Annotated in this window: 22 protein-coding genes; 6 read left to right on the top strand and 16 right to left on the bottom strand. The window is 43.3% G+C overall.

The window, feature by feature from the left end:
- Positions 1-22 precede the first annotated feature (22 nt).
- From MHI33_RS03930 to MHI33_RS03910, 5 genes are all read right to left on the bottom strand, one after another.
- Positions 23-1,222, bottom strand: a complete 1,200-nt coding sequence (locus MHI33_RS03930; protein ID WP_340909285.1) for an MFS transporter — start codon at positions 1,220-1,222, stop codon at positions 23-25.
- A gap of 133 nt (positions 1,223-1,355) precedes the next feature.
- Positions 1,356-2,543: a CamS family sex pheromone protein gene (locus MHI33_RS03925; RefSeq protein ID WP_044141540.1), complete on the bottom strand. Its 1,188-nt coding sequence runs from the start codon at positions 2,541-2,543 to the stop codon at positions 1,356-1,358.
- Between the two features lie 15 nt (positions 2,544-2,558).
- Positions 2,559-4,565 carry an NAD-dependent DNA ligase LigA gene (gene ligA / locus MHI33_RS03920; protein WP_044141539.1) on the bottom strand — a complete coding sequence of 669 codons (2,007 nt, stop codon included), beginning with the start codon at positions 4,563-4,565 and terminating at the stop codon, positions 2,559-2,561.
- A 44-nt stretch (positions 4,566-4,609) separates the two neighbouring features.
- Positions 4,610-6,832 (bottom strand): DNA helicase PcrA, encoded by a 2,223-nt coding sequence (gene pcrA, locus MHI33_RS03915; RefSeq protein WP_113768226.1) that lies wholly within the window; start codon positions 6,830-6,832, stop codon positions 4,610-4,612.
- A gap of 57 nt (positions 6,833-6,889) precedes the next feature.
- Positions 6,890-7,582, bottom strand: a complete 693-nt coding sequence (locus MHI33_RS03910; RefSeq protein ID WP_041816135.1) for a heptaprenylglyceryl phosphate synthase — start codon at positions 7,580-7,582, stop codon at positions 6,890-6,892.
- 272 nt (positions 7,583-7,854) lie between these two features.
- On the opposite strand from MHI33_RS03910, the gene MHI33_RS03905 reads away from it, so the two are divergent.
- Entirely contained in the window at positions 7,855-8,268 is a 414-nt protein-coding gene (locus tag MHI33_RS03905) for a DUF2283 domain-containing protein (protein WP_113768329.1), read from the top strand.
- Here the strand turns inward: MHI33_RS03905 and MHI33_RS03900 are convergent.
- Entirely contained in the window at positions 8,249-8,479 is a 231-nt protein-coding gene (locus MHI33_RS03900; protein WP_106072537.1) for a hypothetical protein, read from the bottom strand. The genes MHI33_RS03905 and MHI33_RS03900 overlap by 20 nt on opposite strands.
- A 139-nt stretch (positions 8,480-8,618) precedes the next feature.
- Here MHI33_RS03900 and MHI33_RS03895 point away from each other — a divergent pair, with 139 nt between their 5' ends.
- From MHI33_RS03895 to MHI33_RS21995, 3 genes are all read left to right on the top strand, one after another.
- Positions 8,619-10,199 (top strand): FMN-binding glutamate synthase family protein, encoded by a 1,581-nt coding sequence (locus MHI33_RS03895; protein ID WP_340909276.1) that lies wholly within the window; start codon positions 8,619-8,621, stop codon positions 10,197-10,199.
- Between the two features lie 237 nt (positions 10,200-10,436).
- Complete coding sequence (locus MHI33_RS22000; RefSeq protein ID WP_445661786.1) at positions 10,437-10,577, top strand: DUF3916 domain-containing protein; 141 nt, start codon at positions 10,437-10,439, stop codon at positions 10,575-10,577.
- The gene (locus MHI33_RS21995) at positions 10,564-10,788 is read left to right on the top strand and encodes a DUF3916 domain-containing protein (RefSeq protein ID WP_445661770.1); all 225 of its coding nucleotides are present in this window, start codon (positions 10,564-10,566) and stop codon (positions 10,786-10,788) included. The genes MHI33_RS22000 and MHI33_RS21995 overlap by 14 nt, the downstream gene beginning before the upstream one ends.
- Positions 10,789-11,073: 285 nt before the next feature.
- Here MHI33_RS21995 and MHI33_RS03885 read toward each other — a convergent pair whose 3' ends face one another.
- The 3 genes from MHI33_RS03885 to MHI33_RS03875 form a co-directional block, all read right to left on the bottom strand.
- Complete coding sequence (locus MHI33_RS03885) at positions 11,074-11,544, bottom strand: bleomycin resistance protein (RefSeq protein WP_438498247.1); 471 nt, start codon at positions 11,542-11,544, stop codon at positions 11,074-11,076.
- Between the two features lie 93 nt (positions 11,545-11,637).
- Positions 11,638-11,952 (bottom strand): YerC/YecD family TrpR-related protein, encoded by a 315-nt coding sequence (locus tag MHI33_RS03880; RefSeq protein WP_003214053.1) that lies wholly within the window; start codon positions 11,950-11,952, stop codon positions 11,638-11,640.
- 548 nt (positions 11,953-12,500) lie between these two features.
- Entirely contained in the window at positions 12,501-14,243 is a 1,743-nt protein-coding gene (locus MHI33_RS03875) for an adenine deaminase C-terminal domain-containing protein (protein ID WP_340909274.1), read from the bottom strand.
- 124 nt (positions 14,244-14,367) lie between these two features.
- On the opposite strand from MHI33_RS03875, the gene MHI33_RS03870 reads away from it, so the two are divergent.
- Entirely contained in the window at positions 14,368-14,589 is a 222-nt protein-coding gene (locus MHI33_RS03870) for a YgaP family membrane protein (RefSeq protein WP_106066665.1), read from the top strand.
- Between the two features lie 32 nt (positions 14,590-14,621).
- Here MHI33_RS03870 and MHI33_RS03865 read toward each other — a convergent pair whose 3' ends face one another.
- The 4 genes from MHI33_RS03865 to MHI33_RS03850 are packed head-to-tail and all read right to left on the bottom strand — an operon-like array spanning position 14,622 to position 18,606.
- Positions 14,622-15,887 (bottom strand): peptidase, encoded by a 1,266-nt coding sequence (locus tag MHI33_RS03865; protein ID WP_340909270.1) that lies wholly within the window; start codon positions 15,885-15,887, stop codon positions 14,622-14,624.
- A gap of 14 nt (positions 15,888-15,901) precedes the next feature.
- Positions 15,902-16,567, bottom strand: coding sequence for a 3-oxoacid CoA-transferase subunit B (locus tag MHI33_RS03860; protein ID WP_003213973.1), 666 nt, complete (start codon positions 16,565-16,567; stop codon positions 15,902-15,904).
- On the bottom strand, positions 16,543-17,229 hold the full coding sequence (locus tag MHI33_RS03855; RefSeq protein ID WP_081277220.1) for a CoA transferase subunit A: 687 nt from the start codon (positions 17,227-17,229) through the stop codon (positions 16,543-16,545). The genes MHI33_RS03860 and MHI33_RS03855 overlap by 25 nt, the downstream gene beginning before the upstream one ends.
- 12 nt (positions 17,230-17,241) lie before the next feature.
- Positions 17,242-18,606 carry an aspartate aminotransferase family protein gene (locus tag MHI33_RS03850; protein WP_319610659.1) on the bottom strand — a complete coding sequence of 455 codons (1,365 nt, stop codon included), beginning with the start codon at positions 18,604-18,606 and terminating at the stop codon, positions 17,242-17,244.
- Positions 18,607-18,796: 190 nt separating this feature from the next.
- On the opposite strand from MHI33_RS03850, the gene MHI33_RS03845 reads away from it, so the two are divergent.
- On the top strand, positions 18,797-20,455 hold the full coding sequence (locus MHI33_RS03845) for a PucR family transcriptional regulator (protein WP_340909263.1): 1,659 nt from the start codon (positions 18,797-18,799) through the stop codon (positions 20,453-20,455).
- Here MHI33_RS03845 and ablB read toward each other — a convergent pair.
- The 3 genes from ablB to purD all read right to left on the bottom strand — a co-directional run bounded on the left by ablB (position 20,450) and on the right by purD (position 22,893).
- Complete coding sequence (gene ablB / locus MHI33_RS03840) at positions 20,450-21,295, bottom strand: putative beta-lysine N-acetyltransferase (protein ID WP_340909260.1); 846 nt, start codon at positions 21,293-21,295, stop codon at positions 20,450-20,452. The genes MHI33_RS03845 and ablB overlap by 6 nt on opposite strands.
- 15 nt (positions 21,296-21,310) lie before the next feature.
- Entirely contained in the window at positions 21,311-21,505 is a 195-nt protein-coding gene (locus MHI33_RS03835; RefSeq protein WP_113768220.1) for a hypothetical protein, read from the bottom strand.
- Between the two features lie 113 nt (positions 21,506-21,618).
- The gene (purD, locus tag MHI33_RS03830) at positions 21,619-22,893 is read right to left on the bottom strand and encodes a phosphoribosylamine--glycine ligase (protein ID WP_340909257.1); all 1,275 of its coding nucleotides are present in this window, start codon (positions 22,891-22,893) and stop codon (positions 21,619-21,621) included.
- Positions 22,894-22,902 lie beyond the last annotated feature (9 nt).

Raw genomic sequence — 22,902 nt, 5'->3', positions numbered from 1 at the left:
GTAAATAATTGAGATAAAATGTCTAAATTTGTTCATTTTTTAATCTAGACGCTAGGAAAGCCGACACAGTAAACAGGGCAACGTTTATAAAAAAGACGACTCTTGCCCCAAAGAGATCGGTCATGGTGCTCATAACGAGGATGGACATTCCGTATATAAAAGTTGATAGTGTATGTTGAGCTGATAGTATTTTGGGCAATTCAATTTCACTCAATGTATCTTGTACATAGGTTCGAATGGAAATACTGCGAAGCTGAAAGGCTGGCCCTAATAAAAAGACAAACAACAAACTCATCCATGCAGAATGATTCAATCCTAAGCAAAGGGTTAGCACAGCAACGATCACCGAACTGTAAAAAATGTGATCGAACAAACGCTGTTCCACATGCTTTGCGAACCGCAACACAAGCAGGCCGCCTAGAATGGTTCCGCCAAAATAGCTTGCGTTAATAAAGCCCCACCATGTTTCAGGCTGATGTAAGACTTCTGTGACATACACAAGGATAATGGCACCAGTCCAAATACTTCTACCGCTCATGGATAGCATTTCTAAAATCGTTAATGTTCGAATAGTTGGCTTTTCATACATGAGCTTCCACCCTGAAAAGACCCTTGTAGCAAATGAGTCAGACTGTTGCTCTTGTTTGGCTGCAGCCCCCGTATCAATGATAAAGAGCATAGATATGAGCGACAAACTGTATAAAACAAGTGTCGTCAATAGGAGAAACTGTGGTCCAAGAATGCCAATAAACAGCCCTCCTAAAAGCCAGCCTAGTAAAAGGACCATTTGATCAGAAGTTAAGATATAGCTATTTGCTTTTAGTAAAAAGTTCTTTTCTACTAGACGTGGGATCATCGAATTTCGAACTGGAATGGTTCCTCCATCTATCAAAGAAAGGAAAAATACAATGATAAAAAAGAGAGGAATAGTAAAAGTTGATAGTTGTAGAATATAAATGAAAATTAAGCAACCGAAGAAAGTAATTTGACACATTTGCAAATAAATAATGAGTCTTTTCAGCTTAAATTGATACATAAAGAAAGGAATGAGTACCGCTCCAAGTGCTTGTCCAACAAACTGTGAGACAGCCACCATTGAAGCAATCAGCGTAGAATTTGTTAATTGATATGTCAGGATGGTCAAAACGAGGACATATAGCGAATCCCCAAAATTAGCTAGGGATTGTCCCCCTAATAAAAAGTAAAATGATTTATTTTTCATAGTGATCTCCATTTTCTCTTCATTATCACCCATAATAATACATTATTTTCTACACTTCTACTTTTTATAGCAATATTTTCATAATTTGATACATTATGACTAATTTAAAAAACCGCCAAAAGGCGGTTTTTATTTAGTCATATATATGGATGGTTGGTTCTTTGTCTTCAGCATTTTTCGTGATCAAGGCTTCTTGCTGATCTGAAGATGTGATGTTAATTTCAATATTGGTACTCTTATAGTAATCCATGACTTCACCTGTTAAATATTGCGTGAAGGCTACGACTTCCGTTTTTCCGTAGAACTGCATTGGAATTTCGACTTTCATTTTTTGCAGGTTGCCGTCTTTGTAAAACCCTTTTCCTACGACACCAGTATAATTCGGGAAGTAGTCTTCGACTTTTGTTTTGAAGCGGTCAAATCGCTCGGAATCATCTTTGTAGTTGCCTTTCGCATTATCTGAAGGGAAGAAGACATTCTCCTCTTTGATCGTATCCCAATTGCCGATATCAGCTGAGCCTGCTTTCACATCCGTTTTGGCGATAAAGTTTCCTGGAACGATAGATGATTTTGGTGCTTGCTTATAAAGGGCAATCATCACAGGCACTTTTTGCAGCCCATCCATTTGACGAATTCGTTTGATCACTTGTTCAGCAATTTTTTCGCCTTCTGTCAAAAGTTTCTTTGAATTTTTCGAAGAATCGATCGTCACTTCTTGCTGCGGGTCACCGATATTTTCACGGTAATAATAAACAGAGTTCAGCGCAAGTCCAATGACAACTCCGCCAAGCTGTAAGCTGTTTTTATCTTTTCGAATTAAGTAATTATGCTCTAGCATCGAAGCTAAGTAAATTGGACTATTTTCATTTTTAGACTTTGTTGAACCTGAGTTCGGAAGAGCAGGATTTAAGCCTAGATTCTTAAAGTCTTTATCTTCTTTTTCTGCCTTTTTCAAATCACTGCCTGTTTTTTTGCGCGCCAGCCAGCCTAGAACGGTGTCCTCATCTAAATGCTGTCCTTCTTGGAAAAGGTAGTCGTTTGTATTAAATGACTCTGTTGCGAGACGCATGAGTCCTGTTTCAAATTCATCGATGTCCAAGCGTGTGTTGAGACGCTCTGCTGTTAATCCTCTCGCAGCACCTTGTTTAAACGGCAGCACCATTTTGTAATAGGAGTCAGAGATATTGTACATCGGGATGATGGCTGTTTCCTTCGTTTCATCCGTTTTTTGTGTGACCTCTTCCTCTTCCTTTCCCCCAAAAGGTGCACACGCTGACAATACCAGTGTGAGCATTGTCAGCAGCAATAACAACTTTTTCAATAGAAAACACTCCTCTTATTTCTTTAGCTCCTCGAGCATTTTAGCTTCGTCCCAAATTTCAATATTGAGTTCTTCTGCCTTTGTCAGCTTACTTCCCGCTGCTTCTCCGGCTATGACTAGATCTGTTTTTTTACTCACACTACCTGCCAGTTTACCGCCTAATGCTTCGATCGCTGCTTTTGCATCGTTTCGAGCCATTTCTTCTAATTTCCCTGTCAGCACAATGGTTTTACCTGCAAAATAGGAATCACTTTCTTCAACCTTCACCGGTTTTGGTCCTGTATAGGTCATATTGACCCCAAGCTCTTTTAGTTCATTTAGCAGATTGAGTATTTCTTCTTTCTCAAAGTACGTAACGACAGCATCAGCCATTTTTTCACCGATTTCATCGACTTCGAGTAATTGTTCTTTCGTCGCTTGCTTTAATTGATCGATATCGCCGAAATGCATCGCCAAGGTCTTCGCCGCTTTAGAGCCAATAAATCGTATACCGAGTCCAAATAGTAAACGCTCTAGAGAGTTTTCTTTCGATTGCTCAATCGAACGCAGTAAATTGTCGACAGATTTTTCGCCCATTCGCTCAAGCTGAATGAGCTCTTCTTTCGTTAATCGGTAAAGATCAGACACACGAGAGACAAGCTGTTCTTGGAAAAGCTGTGTAATGACCCGCTCGCCAAGCCCATCAATGTTCATTGCATTGCGGGAAACAAAGTGAATGAGTCCCTCACGTATTTGGGCAGGGCATTCTGGATTGATGCAACGCAAAGCCACTTCGCCTTCAATTCTCACCAGCTCACTATGACACTCCGGGCATTCAGTCGGCATGTGAAACGGCTTTTCTTCTCCTGTACGCTGATCGATCAGTACGCCTGCCACTTCCGGAATAATATCGCCCGCTTTTTTCACAATCACTTGATCAAAAAGGCGAATATCCTTTTCTTTGATCAAATCTTCATTATGAAGAGAAGCACGCTGCACTGTCGTTCCTGCTACTTTGACAGGCTCAAGGATCGCCGTTGGTGTGATGACACCTGTACGCCCGACACTTAGTTCAATATCAAGCAGCTTTGTCACGACCTCTTCAGCTGGAAACTTGTACGCAACAGCCCAGCGGGGACTTTTTGCTGTAAAGCCGAGCTCTTCTTGCTGAGCTAACGAATCGACTTTGATCACAATTCCATCGATTTCATATGAAAAATCGGCACGCTTCGTTTTCAGTGTTTCAATAAGCTCGATCACTTCTTCAATTGTTTGGCACATCCGTCTTTCTTTGTTCGTTTTAAAGCCAAGTTCGTCGAGAAGATCAAGTCCTTCGCTTTGCGATTCAACACCGATTTCATCAAGCTCCGCTATACTGTAGACGAAGATATCAAGGTTTCGTTTCGCCGCAATTTTCGTATCAAGCTGACGAAGCGAGCCTGCCGCCGCATTACGCGGGTTCGCAAACGGCTCTTCTTCGTTTTGTAATCTTTTTTCGTTTAATGCTTCAAAAGAAGGTTTTGGCATAAATGCCTCGCCTCTCACTTCAATTGACAAAGGGCGTTTGATTTTGAGCGGGATGGCACGAATGGTTTTGAGGTTTTCAGTAATATCCTCACCCGTTGTCCCATCTCCACGTGTGGCACCTCGGACAAACAGGCCATTTTCATAACGGAGAGAAACAGCGAGTCCGTCAATTTTCAGCTCGACATTGTATGCGATATCGTCACCGACTGCTTGACGAACCCGGCGGTCAAAATCAAGAAGGTCCTGTTCATTAAACGCATTCCCAAGGCTGAGCATCGGTGTGCCGTGGCGCACTTTTTGGAAGGCGTCTAACACAGCGCCTCCTACTCTTTGTGAGGGGGAGTCCGCTGCTTTTAAATCAGGGTGCTCTTCCTCTAAAGAGATCAGCTCACGCATCCGCGCATCATATTCAGCGTCAGGAACACTTGGACGATCCAGTGTATGATATTCGTAGTTGTATTGGTTCAAAATCTGGTGCAGTTCCTCGATCCGGCGTTTCGCTGCTTCTTTATCCATCTGCTTCTTCCTTTCAATTCATCCGTTTTATAAGTCCTATCGGTTTATTGCTTCTCAATTGGCGCAAATGCTGCGAGAAGACGCTTAATGCCTGTAGGGCTTGGGAAGGCAATATCAAGCTCTGTGCTGTCTCCACTGCCTTTTACGCTCACAACTGTTCCAACGCCCCATTTTTTATGAGCCGCTTTATCGCCCACAGCCCAGCCAATACTTCCGCCGCCTGTGTTTTGAATGGTTTGAGTTTGTGGACGTGAGACAGGTCCCCGTCTTTGTGGTCTTTCTCTAGTTTGGCCAAATGGTGTTTTCGTTTCTTTTTTCTCATTTAGGTTGTCCAATAAATCGGCTGGTATTTCTCGAATGAATCTTGATTCAAGGTTCATGTTTGTCCGGCCGAAGAGTGTTCTCATCTTGGCACTTGATAAATAAAGCTCTTCTTCCGCCCGTGTGATGCCCACATAAGCAAGGCGGCGCTCTTCTTCCATCTCTGCATCTTCCATTAATGAGCGGCTGTGCGGGAAGACACCTTCCTCCATGCCCATTAAGAAGACAACCGGGAATTCTAGACCTTTTGCGGCGTGAAGCGTCATTAAAATGACCGCATCTTGATCTTCTTCCTCATTTTCATCCAGCTTATCAATGTCTGCGACAAGGGCGAGATCTGTCAGGAAGGTCACAAGGGACTTGTCTTCATTTTGTTCTTCAAAGTTCTTAGTCACAGAGAGAAACTCGTCAATATTTTCTAGACGGCTTTGTGCTTCAATCGTTTTTTCAACCTTCAGTGCTTCACGGTAGCCTGTTTTCTCTAGGATTTCTTCTGTTAATTCTGTGACAGATAAATACTCTTGCATATTTGTCATTTGATCAATGAGCTGTTTGAATTCATCAAGCGCATTGGCTGCCCTTGCACTGAGTCCAATGAAATCTACCTGACCAAGCGCTTCAAACATAGACAGGTCATTCATCTCCGCATATGCTGCGATTTTATCAACAGATGTAGCACCGATTCCGCGCTTTGGTACGTTAACAATTCGTGCAAAGCTAATGTCGTCATCTGGGTTAGCTACTAGGCGTAAGTACGCCAAAATGTCCTTGATCTCTTTTCTGTCATAGAACTTCGTGCCGCCGACAATGTTGTATTGAATGTTTGACTTCAATAATGTTTCCTCTATGACACGAGACTGCGCATTGGTCCGATAAAGAATCGCAAAATCGGATAATTTACGCTTACCGCTCTGATGAAGCTGATGAATCTTTCCAGCAACAAATTGACCCTCGCCGAATTCATTATCTGCACGGTAATAGGCAATCTTCGCCCCTTCATCATTTTCTGTCCAAAGATTTTTCGGCTTACGGTTTGAATTGTTTTGAATCACCGTGTTTGCGGCATTCAGAATACGTTTAGTCGATCTGTAATTTTGCTCAAGCAAAATCACTTCACTAGATGGATAATCTTTTTCAAAGGAGAGAATGTTTGTAATATCCGCTCCGCGCCAGCGGTAGATGGACTGATCCGAGTCACCGACCACACAAATATTTTGAAAACGTTGAGCGAGCAGTTTCACAAGCATGTACTGCGCTCTGTTTGTATCCTGATACTCATCGACATGAATGTATTGAAATTTTCGCTGATAGTGTTCTAATACTTCAGGGATCCGCTCAAACAGACGAATCGTCATCATAATAAGATCATCAAAATCGAGTGATTGGTTCTTGAGTAATCGCTTTTGGTAATCTGTGTAGACGTCGCTGACCACTTGATCATAGAAATCACCGGCTGTTTTGGCGTATTCCTCTGCGTCAATGAGTTCGTTTTTTGCACTGCTGATTGAACCTAAAATGCTACGTGGATCAAACTTTTTCGGATCAATATTTCGTTCTTTTAAAATATTTTTAATGACTGAAAGCTGATCAGATGTGTCTAATATAGAGAAGTTGCGATTCACACCAATACGGTCAATATCGCGTCGTAAAATGCGCACACACATGCTGTGGAACGTAGAGATCCAAATGTCATCCGCACCAGGCCCTAAAATGGCTTGGACACGCTCACGCATTTCACGTGCTGCTTTATTTGTAAACGTAATTGCTAAAATGTTCCACGGAGCCACATGCTTTTCTGCCATTAAGTAGGCAATTCGATGTGTCAGCACCCGTGTCTTTCCGCTTCCTGCTCCTGCCATCAAGAGTAGCGGACCGTCTGTTGCTTTGACCGCTTCTTTTTGCGCGTCATTCAGTCCTTCTAATAGATGATTCGATATTTCATTCATTCCATTCACCGCCATTTCGAACTTATGTTCTATTTTAACCCGTTTCGTCTTGTTTGACTATGATGACTTTTTGACTGCGCTCACTGTCTTTAATGCTTCTTTGAAATTGTCATAAATGACGTTTCCTACAACAACCACGTCCGCATGCTGCGCAAAATCTTCCGCCTGCTTTGCGTTTTCAATGCCCCCGCCATAAAAAAGAACCGTATCAGAAAGCACTGCTTTCGTTTCTTTCACAAGCTCTATATCTCCAAGCGTTCCGCTGTATTCTAGATAAAAAATGGGCAGCTTCATTAAATGCTCTGCCACTCTTGCATATGCCCTTACGTCATCGATGTCCAGTGCTGTATTTGCCTCTGTGAGCTTGGCCGCTTTACACTCTTCATTTAAAATAACATAGCCTTCAGGCACGATCTCTTCCATTGACATCAAATCACCGAATTCCTTCATCGCATCCTTGTGAAGCCCAACAATCCAATCAGGATGAGAGCTGTTTAAAACGGTCGGGATGAAATACAGATCGAAGCCCGGCACAATCATTTCATGTGTTGAGATTTCGAGCACACATGGCACAAGAAACCGGCGGACCTTTGACATTAATTGAAGCACGTTGTCCTCTGTCACATTGTCACTGCCGCCAATCAATATAGCATCCGTACCAGATTCGCAAATCGCCTCCAGCTGTTCATCGGATATTTCTTTATTTGGATCGAGTTTAAAGACATGCTTCCACTCGGTAACATCATACATGAAAAACGTTCCTCCATTCGTTTCATTCCATTTAAATATTATAACAAAATCAGTGACCGCAAAAAATGGGTAACCTTCTTCAGCTAAAAGTTTCATTCTTTTGAAAATGGTGTTCGTGACTTTAGGTTAGAATGCTGAAAACATATAGGAGCTGAGAGGGATGATCTTTGACCGTTCACTGATAGGAGAGCTTTGTATCACCACATGTTATTATACAATAAAGGGACATTTTACTATTGATCAAAAAACCATACATAAAGCAGGTGACTCATTTGAAAAGAACCATCACATATGATCAAACAATCGACATCGGATACATCTATCTCCTGCCTGTGGGAATCGGGACAATCAAAGAAACCATTGAATTAGATGTGAATGAATGTGTGAACGCAGATATCGACAAAGAGGGCCGAGTAGCTGGTCTGGAGTTATTTGCAGAAGAAGCCGAGGTTTTGAAGCATGCACCCGTTTATGAGGATGAGCTTTCGTTACGTTTTACAGATCAGGACGTTCTCTCAACCTATCATTTATCAGGCATTGAATTTCATTTCTCGACGCCTGATCACAAAGGGCTGATCGGTTTTACAATTGTCGATCCTCATCGATATCACGTCAAAAAAAAGACAAGAAAAAACCGTTTTGAATGGTCAAAACGGTTTTTCCAAGCTATTGTCTCACTTCATTGAAATAATGGACGGATGTCATGGCCCCTTCATCGACCATCTTGTTGTCTTGAATATCTAATGGATCAGGGTGTCCAGCTTTTTCAGGAATCTTTTCATCTGAGCGGAACATGCTTGCCCATTTTTTGAGATGCTGTTTATTTTTCACTACTAATAACACAGCACCACCAACCCCTAATCCTGCAAGTACATACGCATTCGGACGCTTATTCATGTATGTTCCCTCCCCTTATGATCTTATTTGTAAGTTACCCCGCCTTTTCATTTCTAAACGTCACAATATGGTGAAGTGGTTTCTCTTTCAATGAAAAGTGGAATAACAACAGCAATGATAGAGAAAAGAGGGGATCTTCGTGACAACAACTTTCATTGTCATTGGCACACTATTAGTGATTTGTTTCATCATACCAATCATTTTATTCATCTGGATTTGGGTGAGAGATGAAAAACAGGAAGAGCATTCTGTCCTGCGAAACTATCCGGTCATTGGAAAGCTACGGTTTATTTTTGAAAAAATAGGACCTGAGCTTCGCCAATATCTGTTTCTGAATGATCGCGAGGAGCTTCCTTTCTCAAGAAGAGAATACGAGCAAGCTGTTATGTCTGGGAAGTACAAAAGCCGGACGATGGGCTTTGGATCAAAACGTGATTTTGACAAGCCTGGTTACTACATTCGCAACGTCCTATTTCCAAAGCAGCGAGATGAGTTACGTATCGATCAATCTGAAAAAATCCAAACAAAAGTGTACCAGATTGATCAAGACAATTTACTGAGAAGAAGTGAACATACCAAAGAGGTCGAAGCAAAACCTTACTATCTCCATCAAGACGATGTACAAGTGATTGGCGAGCACACATGTCAAAAGCCATTCCGTGTAAAAGGCCTGATTGGGCAGTCTGCCATGAGCTACGGCTCTTTAGGCGACAGGGCCATTACAGCACTATCCTCGGGATTAAAAATGGCTGGCGGTACGTGGATGAACACAGGTGAAGGCGGGCTTTCTCCCTATCACCTCAAAGGCGGAGCCGATATCATATGCCAGATTGGGCCCGGTCTATTTGGCGTGAGAACAGAGGATGGCGCTTTTTCCTTTGAAGAATTTAAGAAAAAGAGCGAGCACGAGGAAGTCAAAGCCTTTGAGCTGAAGCTGGCACAAGGAGCTAAAACACGCGGCGGACATATTGACGGCGAAAAGGTCACCGAAGAAATTGCGAACATCCGTAAATTGCCACCCCACCAATCCATTGACAGTCCAAACCGATTTGAGATGTTCCACTCCATTCCCGATATGTTTGATTTCATTGAACAGCTGCGAAGTATAGGCGGAAAGCCTGTCGGCATCAAGCTTGTGGTCGGACATAAAGAAAACATTGAAGAGCTTGCAGCGTACATGAAAAAAAGCGGAAAGCATCCTGATTTCATTACAGTGGATGGCGGAGAAGGAGGCACTGGTGCATCCTTTCATGAATTGGCAGATTCCGCAGGGCTACCGATTTTCACGGCACTCCCAATGGTTCATCAAATATTGAAGGAATACGGTGTCAGAGATCAGGTGAAACTCTTTGCTTCTGGCAAACTTCTCTCACCAGATAAAATTGCGATTGCCCTTTCCATGGGTGCTGACTTTGTCAATATCGCACGGGGACTCATGTTTTCAGTCGGATGCATTCGCGCCCAAGTGTGCCACACGAATAAATGCCCAGTCGGGGTCGCCACAACTGATCCAATACTGCAAAAGGGTTTATCGATTGAAGAAAAGAAATACCGAGTCTGCAATTATATCCTTTCTCTAAGAGAAGGCTTGTTTAATTTATCCGCAGCCGCTGGTATTGAATCTCCCATTCATTTTAATGAAAAACATATTGTCTATAGACAAGAAAATGGTCAGACAAGTGAAGTACCTATTTTTACTGGGACACAGCCATCCGTCTAGTTTGAGAAAGGTGCGTTTTTGCACCTTTTTTCAATTGACATTTTGGCTCAATCGCGTATAAAGAACTTAGACAAATGACAGGAAATGGAGAGATGGAGGATGCGTGAGAAAAAGGTTCGCGGGATGAAACGGAAGACGAATGAGATGGTGACAAGAATTGAGGAAGGTACACAAGAGTTCCCGGCAGATATTGAACAAGGTTATTGACATCTCCCACTACCAGTTGCGTATGATTTTATTTGTTCAAGCAAAACACCTCAAAAAATCAAGCGATTGTCCATTCAAACACTGCTAAATAGAGCTGAACATCTCATTGATTTGAAGCCACTTGATGGAGAAGTATATCGTGTCGTGGTTGCAGTAGATGCCACTGAATGATGGGGATCACAAATCATTGTGTTTAATTGTGTTTAAAGGAGATTCCTATATTAAAGACTTTTTCAATAGACATGATGATGATCAGAGATGGCTGCCTCTTTCCGATGCGAGAAACATTCAAAGGGAATGGGGTTTATCTGTGCCAAAGGATAGGCAAACCATAGGTTTTAAAGACATCATCGCAGACGAATATGGCATCTCTGGTTTATAGGCGAGCTAAAATAAAAACAAGAGGGTTCGGGTTTGGCGAAATTAGTCAACTCCTTAAATTCCTTCCCGTTGGTCAGTCAGACATTTACCGTTGACTAATGCCAAGCCTTTCCCTCGACCGATTACGAACAGTAACACAAATTTAAAAATAACCGTTGTCCTTTTCGGCAATAGTCAATTTTTTGTATCTGTTACTCATGTATCTCAAAATAAAAAAGAGTAGCCGCAGCCACTCTTAATTTTACTTATTCAACAATCGCGCCCTATTCAGGAAGAGACTTTCATGTTAACCTGCCATTTCTTGCGAGAACCTAAGTAAATATCCATCAGGATCTTGAACAAGAAATTCCTTTTGTATAAACGTAGTATCATTACTTTTATATTTGCTAACAGTTGGCTCTCTGAATAGTGGAATGTTTTGCTTTCTTAAACGGTCAATGACAGGCTGTACGTCTTCAATGTCTATTTGAAAATTGATTCCCCGTCCAAATGGGTATTTTAACTCCCCAGTGTCCCAATGGCCATTGATTTCTTCTAACATCATTTGTGTTTCCTCTTCCAACGAAACAAATATAAATTTATCGTCTTCACGCTCATATTCCAATTTAAAACCAAGCAATTCTATATAGAACCATTTAGACTTTTCGATGTTTGTTACAGATAACTCTGGTATCAAAGCATTGAATCTCATTTTTTCTTCTCCACAACCTTCTGATAAAGTTATTCGGTTAAATGACCCGTTTGTTGCTTCTTTCAAGCCAGTCCTTGCTTGCCTTTTCAGCGCTCTCCATAAAAAAACTGTAAACAACTCCATTCTTGTTGAAAAGGATTGTTTACAGTGAAAACTGCTTTATTTTGTTTCGTCATTTGCCTGCTGTTCTGCTACGCGGTCAAGTGCCATTGTATAGGCATCATTTCCGTAGTTCAAGCAGCGTTTGACTCGTGAGATGGTTGCAGTGCTCGCACCTGTCTCCGTCTCAATTTTATGATACGTGTTCCCCTCGCGAAGCATACGCGCTACTTCAAGACGCTGTGATAAAGATTGGATTTCATTGATGGTACACAAATCATCAAAGAATCGATAGCATTCTTCCAGGTCTTTAAGGGATAAGATGGAGTTGAATAACTGATCTAAACTTTTGCCCCTTAATTTATCAATTTGCATCTTTATACATCTTCTCCTTTACTATTGGCACCGCTTCGCACGACATTCTGCAGAGAAAGCGGTATCTTTCCTGACTATTTTTTTCAACCTCAGCAATGAGCTTTGAACGAATCATGACAGGTTTGGTTCTACGCTGGAAATGCCGTCAGTTCTTTCGTAAGCCGAAGCTTCTTTATCGTATACAAATTCGACAAGTTCTGTCATTTTCCTTGTTCGACAATCTGACAAACTTGTTTGCTTACGATATCAGAATTACTTCTGCTTCATTAGGTCTGCCCTAAAAATACAGGTTGTGCGGAAAGCTCGGCGAGACCACAAACATGCATCCCGCCTCGCTCAATTATTCAAAATATGTTGGTCGGCCAGCGTAACCGACAGATTCATTTTTCAATCAGGCCATTTCACTCGTCATGTCAAAGCCCTCTGCTTCAACAACTCCACATAAGTATTTTCACTTACATGGCAGTGAAGAGATCCATTGCTCATGTCTGCCCTATAACAGTTGTCAGAAATGTGGCAAAGATGATACAGCTCCACTCTGTTATATTTTAACGCATTATAGACGGAAAGAGTACAGTTTTTTTCATGACATCAAATATTCCTCTTGGTGTCACTCGAATATACGGCAAATGTGTACTTTGGAAAAAGACGAGTGTATCAATTGGGCAATCAAATGGATAGCCTCGCTCAATGAGCAGCTTGCGTAAGGTTTCTATCTGCTGAAGAACAGTCTCAAACGGTTCAGCCGATGCACAGCCTGATAATTGCAGCGGGATTTCGTGCAAAATTTTCCCGTTCTCTGTGAGGACGATTCCCCCGCCAATTTCTTTCATTCGCTTATGCGCCAGCATCATATCGTCTTTATTTTTCCCGATCACTAAAATGTCACCCGTGAGCGAAAATGAGCTGACAAAACCTTGCACTTTATTTGCAAAACCTTTGAGCATCGTATTCACACGCCACTCGCCTTTTCGGTCAATCAGGCTAAAGAAACTTTGATCATGATCACATGACAGCTGGTTCACAGAGTTATCAATCTCTACTGTATAAGGCTCCATGATGACAGCATTTCTCATTTTGACACCTAGCGGCATTGAAAATTGCAAATCACTCGTCGTCAGATCATAGCCTAAATCTAATGGAACAAGCCCGCCATTTTCCCATTTAGTTTCTTGAAATTGATGCTGGTTCTCTCCATCTAATTTGAGGATAACCCCTTTAGATATCACCGTTTCAGGATTTGGATTCATTGGATCATCTAACACATTCAATGAAGCCAGACGTCCTGGACCGACAACCCCTAATAGGTCATCAATTTGATAGTACTTCGCAATGTTAAAGGTCGCCATATTGTATGCATCGATGATAGGCACGCCTTCTTCAAGGGCAATTGAAATCAAACGATTAATCATACCCTCCTCATAAAAATGAGGCGCCGCTCCATCTGTTGTATAGAAGAAGTGATCATAGTGTCTAAAGTCACGCTCGTGCAGCTCTCTTAAAATGTTCACTAAATCTGGGCGGATGGAAGAATGACGAAGTGAGACATGGTAGCCAAGGGATAAGCGCTTTAGCACATCGTCTGCATTCATCGCTTCATGATCGCTGTCCGCGCCAAACAGCTTCATTTTTGTTAGCGTTTTCTCAGAAGCTCCAGGGAAATGCCCTTCAATTCGTTTCCTCTGCTTCTTCGTTTCTTGCATGCAATATAAAATGAGATCATCACCGTCCATCAATCTTGGCCAGCTTGTTAATTCGCCGCCTTGAAGGACATCAGGATGATCAATCCATTCCTTCCGGTAGTTGATAGGAAGCATCTCATCTTCATATCTGACTTCAGTTTGAAGATCGTATCTAGACCACCAGAAATACTGAAATGGCTGCTGTTTTAATTCACATAGAGTGGAAAGCGCTTTCTTTTCATTGCTCTGCAAAAGAAGAAATAAGTTATCACTGACCATCGTTGTTGTGCCAAATTGAGACACATATTCTGCAAGTGATTGGGGATTATAAATATGGAACGGGTGCGCGTGAGGCTCTATATACCCAGGCACAATGTATTTCCCTTCACAATCAATCACACGTTTAGCTGATTTATTTTGAGGAAGCTCTGCTCCGACATAAACAATTCGATCATCATGTATCCAAATATTTGCCTTCACCCATTGTTTTAAAAACGGGTTTAGCACGAGTCCATTCGTTAAAAGGAGTGTTGGAACTATTTTTGAGTCGACTACATCGATTTGTGTGCGGATGTCATTGTTTCTCCAATTAAAAGTACGTTCGGACATTCACATACTCTCCTTCATTTGTATTAGCCCTATCGTAACATAACGAACCACGTTACGCATTAATGAAACGTTACAATTTCTTGAAATCACACTTAAAATATTTAAAAAAGGAGATTTACCTTCAATGAAACCTAATCTCGGCTTAATGGAAGCGCTCATTCGAATTGCCTGTGGAATGACAATATGTACTGTGGCTGGTTCTTTATATGCTAGAAAACCATGGAGTAAAATGCTGCTTTTCAGCATCATGTTCGGCGGAATGAAACTGGCATCTGGCATTCTTCGTTTTTGTCCAGTGACGTATATGTGTGAGCAGCAGGACACACATGAAGAGAAGGCTGAGTGAGACAGCCTTCTTTTTTTGTGATCGTTTTCATATCACTCCGCTGCTTCACACCATTCCACCATCGTACCTGCGATGATTTCTGCAGCTTCAATGACATGCTCAATGTCGATGGATTCATTCGGAAAATGGGCAAGCTCCGTTGTTCCAGGTCCGAAGACAATGATCGGGATACCTGCCGCCTGTGACAGTAATCCTCCGTCTGTTCCCCAAGGAGCGGCTTCGATCTTTGGCGGCTCCTTCTTGACCGCTTCATATTGTTCCTTCAATAGACCTAAAAGTGGATGGTCCGTATCGATTGAGCCTGGAAGCCATCTTGCACCAAACCATTCGACTTTAACAGGATGCTCTTTGAACCATTCATCCTCTTCCCCAAGTCTCATCATCCAATTTTCTAGTTCCTTCTCTGCCTGCTCAACCGTTTCACCTGGCATCACACCAAGTCTTCCCTCCATTGTGACTAGATCTGCTACAGAGGACGGCCAATCACCACCTTGAATTTTCCCTATGTTGATGGGGATTGGAATGGGGATATGCTGAAATAATGGTTCGGTGATGCGTTGATTTCGTTCTTCTTCAAGTGCCGCTACATGCGAAAGAACGATCGTACTCTTTTCAATAGCGGAAACGCCATGATATCTTGTTCCGCCATGAGCTGCCCTTCCTTTAATATGCAGTCTGAACCACTTAGATCCCTGCTGAATCGGAAAGATTTTCATATGACTTGGTTCTGGAATGATGGCCGCATCTGCTGTATACCCTCTCAGTATGGCTGCAAGGGTGCCGGCACCGCCGCTCTCTTCTTCGACGACACTATGAAACACGACATCTCCTTTCAGCGGAATCTGAAGCGCATGCAGTGCCTCTAGTGCAAAGAGTAAAGAAACATTTCCGCCTTTCATATCTGTTGCCCCGCGTCCATAAAGTCTCCCGTTTATGATATGCCCGCTGTAGGGCTGATATGTCCATTGTTTCGTATCTCCTGCTGGCACAACATCGACGTGCCCGTTTAATAAAATGGATTTGCCGCCCCCTTTTCCCTTCAATCGTCCGGCGACATTGGGACTTCCTTTAAAGGAACGTCTCGGGGAATAGAAATACGGGTGTTCTAGCAAGTCTTCTCCGCCAATGTCCCATACATCTACATCAAAACCAATGGCAGACAGCTTATTTGCTACGATTTGCTGCACATCTTGTTCATTCCCTTGGGTGCTCTCACATTGCACCATTTGCTGAAGAAGCGCAATCGCTTCATCTTGGTGCTCTCTCATCCAGCTTCTGATACGTGTGATTGGCTGCAAGTCATTCATCCTTTCTACACAACAGATTTGACATCAGGCGCTAAAATTAAAGGTGCCTCTGTCGCCCTTATGACATCTTCCGGCTGATACGGCGGCATGACTTCACGTAAAATGAGCAGCTGTGATTTGACCTCAATGACTGCCATATCCGTAATAATTAGATCCACACAAGACTTAGCAGTTAAGGGCAGTGTGCAGGCAGATTTCACCTTTGACTCACCATGTTTATCGAGGTGGCTCATCACCACCACAACCTTTTTCGCCTTTTGCGCAAGCTCAATCGCTCCGCCCATCCCGGGTACTCGTTTGCCTGGCACAATCCAATTCGCAAGATCACCCTGACTGCTTACTTCAAGTGCACCTAAAATGGTCATATCCAGCATGCCTTTTCGAATGATGCCAAAAGCGGTCGTGCTGTCCATGTATGAGCCGCCTTTTGTTAACGTAATAGGAAAACCACCGGCATTGCACAAATTCGGATCTTCTTCTCCTTGTGCTGGTGAGGCGCCTGCCCCCATAATGCCGTTTTCTGCATGAAGCCATACGTTGTAATGCGCTGGAATGTAATCAGCCGCAAGGGTTGGGATGCCGATCCCAAGATTGACGATCATGCCATCTTCAATTTCCTGCGCCGCCCGTTTGGCTATGCGGTGTCTTAAATCGATGTCTCCCATGCCCATGTCCAGTTCACTCCTTTTGATTGCACGATCTGGTTCACAAATACGCCTGGTGTCACGATTTCCTCTGGATGAAGACTGCCTACAGGCACGATCTCTTCCACTTCCGCAATGGTCCAGTCTCCTGCCATCGCCACAATCGGGTTTGTATTCCGTGCACTTTTATCAAATATCAGATTTCCTGCTTCATCTGCTTTGAAGGCATTCACAATGGCAATATCCGCTGTCAGCGCAGGCTCAAGGATATATGTCTTTCCGTTTAGCGGCACGAGCTGCTTCTCATCGAGATTGAGGCTATCCATGCCGACATCTGTTACAATGCCTGCCAAGCCCATCCCGCCAGCTCGTATTTTTTCTGCTAGAATGCCCTGCGGGTAAAAATGAACGTCTAGTGTTCCTGCCTGCATTTTCTGTCCGGCTATTGGATTTGAGCCAATATGAGAAGCAATGATCTTCTTGACTCTTCCTTCTGTGATCAGCCGGCCAACACCTATTTGCGGGAAGCCTGCATCGTTTCCGATCAATGTCAGATCTTTAATATTCGCTTCTAGGATGGCGTCGATCAATGATGGCGGCGACCCTACGCCGCCAAACCCGCCAAACATGATGGTCATGCCGTCCCTAAAATGCGTGATCACTTCATCTACATTCACTGTTTTGTTCATCATCTTTCCTCCCTACATCGCAGATGGGAAAAACCCTCGGTTGATGACTTCTTGTTCGACCTGCGTGATGGTCTGCTCAAATAATTGAATGAGTTCATCCATCTCCTGCTGCGTGATAGAAAGCGGCGGTGCAATCATGACCGCTGCACCTCCCAATCCATCCTCGCCGGCGCTTGCTGGGTATACGAGCAAGCCATTTTGCTTCGCTGTCTCAACGACTAAATGCGTCATCTGAGCATGGGCAGGAAATGGTGTTTTCGATAAACGGTCTGCGACAAACTCAATGCCGATGAGCAGTCCCTTTCCTCTCACATCTCCTATGATGAAATGGTTTGTTTGCAATTCCTTTAAAGCATTCATTAAATAGCGGCCAGACAGATCCGCTCGGTCAGGAAGCTGATGTTTTTTCATATATCGAATGACAGCCAGTGAGACGGCTGCTGAAAGCGGATTGCCGCTATAGGTATGACCTGCCATCACAGATCCAGAACCGCTCAGAATTGGCGCGATGACATGATCCGCTGAGACGGCAGCCGCAATCGGTGAATAGCCAGCACTCATCCCTTTGCCGAGAACCATAATATCTGGTACGACGCCCCAATGCTCCATCGCAAACATTTTCCCAGTTCGTCCAAAGCCTGTCATGACTTCGTCTGCAATCATTAAAATATCGTTTTCCTCACAGACACGCTTCATTGCTTCAAAATATCCGTCTGGCGGTACTAGAGCCGCTCCCGATGCTCCGACAATCGGCTCTGCAATAAAAGCGGCAATCCTCTCTTTTCCTATACGCTGAATGACGGTTTTAAATTCCTGGACATACCATTCAACCTGCTTGCCCTCTTCCTTCGGCAGCCATGAACGATAGCTATATGGCGGAGACAGCACTGGGTTCTTTTCGAGCAATGGTTCAAAGCGCTCTCTCCTTGCAATATGTCCGGACATCGACAGCGCACCGAGGGTGATGCCGTGATAACTCATCCATCGTGAAATAATGTGATTCTTCTCAGCCTTTCCCTGCTCCTGCCAATGCTGAATAGCAATTTTCATAGCCGTTTCCGTTGCCTCTGATCCGCTTCCGACAAAAAAAGACCAGTTCAGGTTACCTGGACAAAGCGTACTCAATTCATAGGCAAGTTCTTCTGCTGGTTCATTTGTGAATTGTGATCTGTACGTAAAGCTCACTTTTTCCGCTTGCTCGGTCATGGCATCAATGATTTCACGTATGCCATGTCCAATACTTGCCGTGACAGCCCCCGATGAGCCATCTATATATTTTTTTCCGTCCCGATCATATAAATAAATTCCCTCTCCTTTCACAGCCACAGGATAATGCTGATTCAACATTGGTTTGATTAAGTAATCCCGGGTATCCACTTTGCCATTCCTCCCTCTCTCGTCAGCAGCTGCCTCTTTCTTTTTCATGAATCGCAAGAAAATTTTGTATACTTGTTATAAGATTAGCTTAATCAAGAGGGCAGTCATCCTCCATTCGCCACATGCCCGAATTTCAGACGCATTTTTTATACATCGTGTATAAGAGTGTTCAAAAGGAGGTCATGAGTCTATGGCGATTCTCGTCAAAGATGCACTTTCGCTCGATATCATGAAGGGAACAAAGCTGCTTGCTGGAGAAAATGGACTGGATCGCCTCATTCAGTGGGTGACCATCGTGGAAATCATCGAGGACACGTCGAGGCTTTCCGAAGGGGAATTACTCGTCACAACCGGATTTGGGCTCGCAGACAATCAAGAAAGACGCGCCCGGCTTGAGGAATTGATTCAATCTCAAAGGCTATCAGCTATCGCCATTTATAAAGGTGTGTACTTAAGCGACATTCCAACATCACTCATTCAAGCGGCGAAAAATAGCGGCATTCCGCTCATCGAGATTCCGCCACACATCAATTTCTCAGATATTACAAAAGCCGTGTTAGAACAAATCGTGAGTAGCCAGCTTCATCAGCTTAAATATTCATCCGCGATTCATCAAAGACTGACCCAATTAAATGTAAGGAATAAAAATGTGACGCAAATTACAGAAGAACTGGCACATCTCACTGCAGCGAACATTGTCGTTCTTGATGTCTTTTTACATCAAACAGCGGCTCATCTCATAAAAGATGAAGTGACGTACTCTCCTGTTTTTGGCTTTCTGACAGATCATGAACCAATTGAAACTATGCCCCTTCTCAAGCAGGCAGAGGAAAAAGGGCGGCTCGTCTATGACACGTGCGGAGCATTTGTCCTCGCCGCATGTCCGGTGATTGCGATGGGTGATATTTTCGGGTTTATTGTGTCTTTAAAGAAAAAGGATACGTGGCATCATCTCGACGCGATTGCGATCGAGCATGCCGGGGCCGTGTATGCGATTGAATGGCTGAAGCAAAAAGCCATTCAAGATACAGAAAACCAAATGCAGGGACATTTGTTAGATGATATTTTGCAGCAGCAATATACAGAAGAAAGCTACGTGGTCGAACAAGCAACAAAGCTGCAATATGATATGAGCGAGGAGCAGGTGGTGATCTACTTTCAATTCCAGCATCAGCACACACAGCTCGATCACCAAATGATGCAGCGTCTATCGCAATTACTCACGTCGATCTTTGAACGCAGACATATTCCCTTTTTACTAAAGGCAAGGCTTGATTCCATTTTTGTCCTGACACCCGCAGGAAAAAAAGCGTTTCAAGAAGCGGAATGGTATCGCGCAGCAGAGGAGTGCCGGAGCACTTGGTCTTATTTTTTCCCCGTCCATCCGATTGTCATTGGTATTGGGAGAGCCTATGACCAGATCAGTCTCTTTTCTAAAAGCGCGAAGGAAGCGCAGTATGCAGCAAGGCTTCTTCCGCTTTTAAAGACAGACGACAGCATCATTCATTATCAAAAGCTCGGCTTATATGGGATGCTTCTTGAAATGAATGAAGCGGGTATGAATTTGCATGATTTTTACGTGGAGCTGTTAAGTCCTTTGCTTTATACGAAAAAACAAGGGGCTGACCTGATCCATACACTCGAAGTGTATTTGGCACACAATGAAAATATTCAAAAATCTGCGGGAGAATTGTTTATCCACAGACATACATTAAGCTACCGGCTGAAACAAATTGAAACGAGAACAGGCTGCAGCCTCAAATCCACTGATGATCGGATGAAGCTGCAGCTCAGTATCATGGCGTACCGCCTATCTGGTCTACTTGATCAGATGAGAACCATTTCATGATTCATTCGGCGTTTTGACCCATAGATTCATATCTTCAATTTTGTCAAAAATATAGCAGTTGTTTTGGAAGCGTCCGGTATACGTATAACCGAGCTGATAAAATACTTGATTCATTCCATAGGACAGTGCACGGGCAAGAGAATAAAAGACATAGATATGCATCGACTGGAGTTCCTTTTCAAGTGCTAGAATCAAATGATGCATGAATCCTAGTTTTCTATATGAAGGAAGGGTCGCACAATCTGTTAATTCCGCATGACCATACGGCGCATTGATTTCAGCGGATGCTGCACTCACAATGTGTCCGTCATGTTCAACGGCATAAAAAACAGTCCCTTCCTCCATTACCTTTTGAATATAATCTGGCTCGTTCATTGGCGTAGGATACGTTTCAAAGACCGTATCATAGAGCTTTGCCAGCTTGTGCACATCCTTCAGATCGGCTTTCCTCATCACATACTCATCCTGCCACGTGCCTTGATCTTTTTTAATCGGCTTTTCTTGTATAGACGCAACTATTTCATCTTCCTTCAGCCAATATGGACTGTTCATCCGCCCCTCAGTGAGAAATAGAGACATGCCGTACGCATCACTTCCAAGAAAATAATGAGAAAACACGCCTTCAAGCCGAAAGCCTTTCTCTAAAAAAAGAGGCATATGCTCACGCCTTACTTTCACAATGACCTTAGAGGCCTTGCAGTCTGCTGCTTCCTGAAGAACGGACTGAATCACATCCCGCACCCTCCCGCTATAATCATCTAAACGAATTCGCTCATTAAATGAATCAATACAGACCAAGGCAGAAAAACGCTCGTTTGCAAGTTTCTTCAATTGCACCATACACTCATTCCTCTCTTAGCTAATGAAAAACTTCCAAATTAAAAATGAAGAAATAGCGATGCCAGAAAAAATCGAAATGATCATATAGCTAATGGCTAAGCTTTTTTTCAATTTATTTTGCTTAATGGCAATCAACATGATGTTATTTATAGTTATTAGAAATAAAATAAGTATGACGATTGCAAAGATAATAAATGCTTTGATTTCCATGTTTCCTCCCGATACCTATTCGTGATCCCATACTACTTCTTCATTTTCAATCGGCATCCCTTCTCATGAACAAAAAACACCTTTCCATCTCATCAGATAGAAAGGTGTTTTGATTAAACGGTTTTCCCCGCAGCCTTCAGCGCACGGGCACCAATGTCACGGCGGTAAAATAGACCTGGTTGAATGATTTCTTCAACCGCTTCATACACTCTTGATCTTGCCGCTTCAAATGTGTCGTCAAATGCCGTCACATTCGCTACACGGCCGCCATTTGTGACGAATTGATCGTTTTCCTTTTTCGTTCCTGCGTGGAAGGTCACGACATCAGACACCGTTGTTTGCAAAGCACCGATTGGCGCGCCTTTTGCGTAGTCCTCCGGATATCCTTCTGAAGCAAGAACGACACTGACAGCGGCAGTGTCTTTCCACCGCAAGTCCACATCTTTTCCGTCCAGAATGTCGAGGAAGACTTGAACTAGATCTGATTCAAGACGAGGGAGAACCACCTGCGTTTCAGGGTCGCCGAAGCGTGCATTGAACTCAATGACCTTTGAGCCTTCTGGTGTTAGCATTAAGCCTGCATATAAAATGCCTGTAAACGGACGCTCCTCCTGCACCATGGCACGAGCAGCCGGTTTGACGACATCTTCCACCGCTTTTTGGACAACTTCATCTGAAATTTGCGGAACTGGTGAATAAGCGCCCATTCCGCCGGTATTCGGTCCTTTGTCATCTTCAAATGCCCGTTTGTGATCTTGCGCGATCACCATTGGGTACACCTTTTCTCCATTAACAAAGGCCATCAGTGAAAATTCCTCGCCTGTTAAAAATTCCTCGATGACGACAGAAGCACTTGCATCGCCAAACTTTTCATCCTCTAAAAAGTCGTGCAGACAGTCGATCGCCTCTTCAAGTGTCATCGCAACGGTCACGCCTTTTCCTGCTGCGAGACCATCTGCTTTAATGACAATCGGCGCACCCTTTTCTTCCACATATGCTTTCGCTTCTTCAAACGATGTAAAAGTGGCATAAGCGGCGGTAGGGATATCGTAGTTTTTCATTAAGTCTTTTGCAAATTCTTTTGAGCCTTCAATGACTGAGGCTTTTGCATTTGGTCCAAATACCTTTAGACCTGCCTCTTCAAATGCATCGACGACACCTGCAATTAAAGGAACCTCTGGACCGACAATCGTTAAGCCGATTTTATTGTCTTTTGCAAAACGAATTAACGCCTCATGATTACCTTCGCCGATTGGAACAAGTTTCGCAGCATCTGTCATTCCATCATTGCCGGGTGCGACAAATACTTGGCTGACAAGTTCACTTTGGTTCACTTTCCATGCGATGGTATGCTCTCTTCCGCCTCTGCCGATAATTAATACGTTCACACTGTCATC

The sequence above is a fragment of the Bacillus sp. FSL K6-2971 genome (assembly GCF_038006405.1).
Lineage (GTDB): Bacteria > Bacillota > Bacilli > Bacillales > Bacillaceae > Bacillus > Bacillus pumilus.
The sequence above is the reverse complement of the archived record's forward strand: the minus strand, read 5'-3'. Positions and strand labels throughout refer to the sequence as shown.

Coding starts and splice junctions, on each gene's coding strand:
- MHI33_RS03930 (WP_340909285.1), bottom strand. CDS start 1,222: ATGAAAAATAAATCATTTTACTTTTTATTAGGGGGACAATCCCTAGCT.
- ligA (WP_044141539.1), bottom strand. CDS start 4,565: ATGGATAAAGAAGCAGCGAAACGCCGGATCGAGGAACTGCACCAGATT.
- pcrA (WP_113768226.1), bottom strand. CDS start 6,832: ATGAATGAAATATCGAATCATCTATTAGAAGGACTGAATGACGCGCAA.
- MHI33_RS03910 (WP_041816135.1), bottom strand. CDS start 7,582: ATGTATGATGTTACCGAGTGGAAGCATGTCTTTAAACTCGATCCAAAT.
- MHI33_RS03900 (WP_106072537.1), bottom strand. CDS start 8,479: ATGAATAAGCGTCCGAATGCGTATGTACTTGCAGGATTAGGGGTTGGT.
- MHI33_RS21995 (WP_445661770.1), top strand. CDS start 10,564: ATGCCACTGAATGATGGGGATCACAAATCATTGTGTTTAATTGTGTTT.
- MHI33_RS03880 (WP_003214053.1), bottom strand. CDS start 11,952: ATGCAAATTGATAAATTAAGGGGCAAAAGTTTAGATCAGTTATTCAAC.
- MHI33_RS03875 (WP_340909274.1), bottom strand. CDS start 14,243: ATGTCCGAACGTACTTTTAATTGGAGAAACAATGACATCCGCACACAA.
- MHI33_RS03870 (WP_106066665.1), top strand. CDS start 14,368: ATGAAACCTAATCTCGGCTTAATGGAAGCGCTCATTCGAATTGCCTGT.
- MHI33_RS03860 (WP_003213973.1), bottom strand. CDS start 16,567: ATGGGCATGGGAGACATCGATTTAAGACACCGCATAGCCAAACGGGCG.
- MHI33_RS03855 (WP_081277220.1), bottom strand. CDS start 17,229: ATGAACAAAACAGTGAATGTAGATGAAGTGATCACGCATTTTAGGGAC.
- MHI33_RS03845 (WP_340909263.1), top strand. CDS start 18,797: ATGGCGATTCTCGTCAAAGATGCACTTTCGCTCGATATCATGAAGGGA.
- ablB (WP_340909260.1), bottom strand. CDS start 21,295: ATGGTGCAATTGAAGAAACTTGCAAACGAGCGTTTTTCTGCCTTGGTC.
- MHI33_RS03835 (WP_113768220.1), bottom strand. CDS start 21,505: ATGGAAATCAAAGCATTTATTATCTTTGCAATCGTCATACTTATTTTA.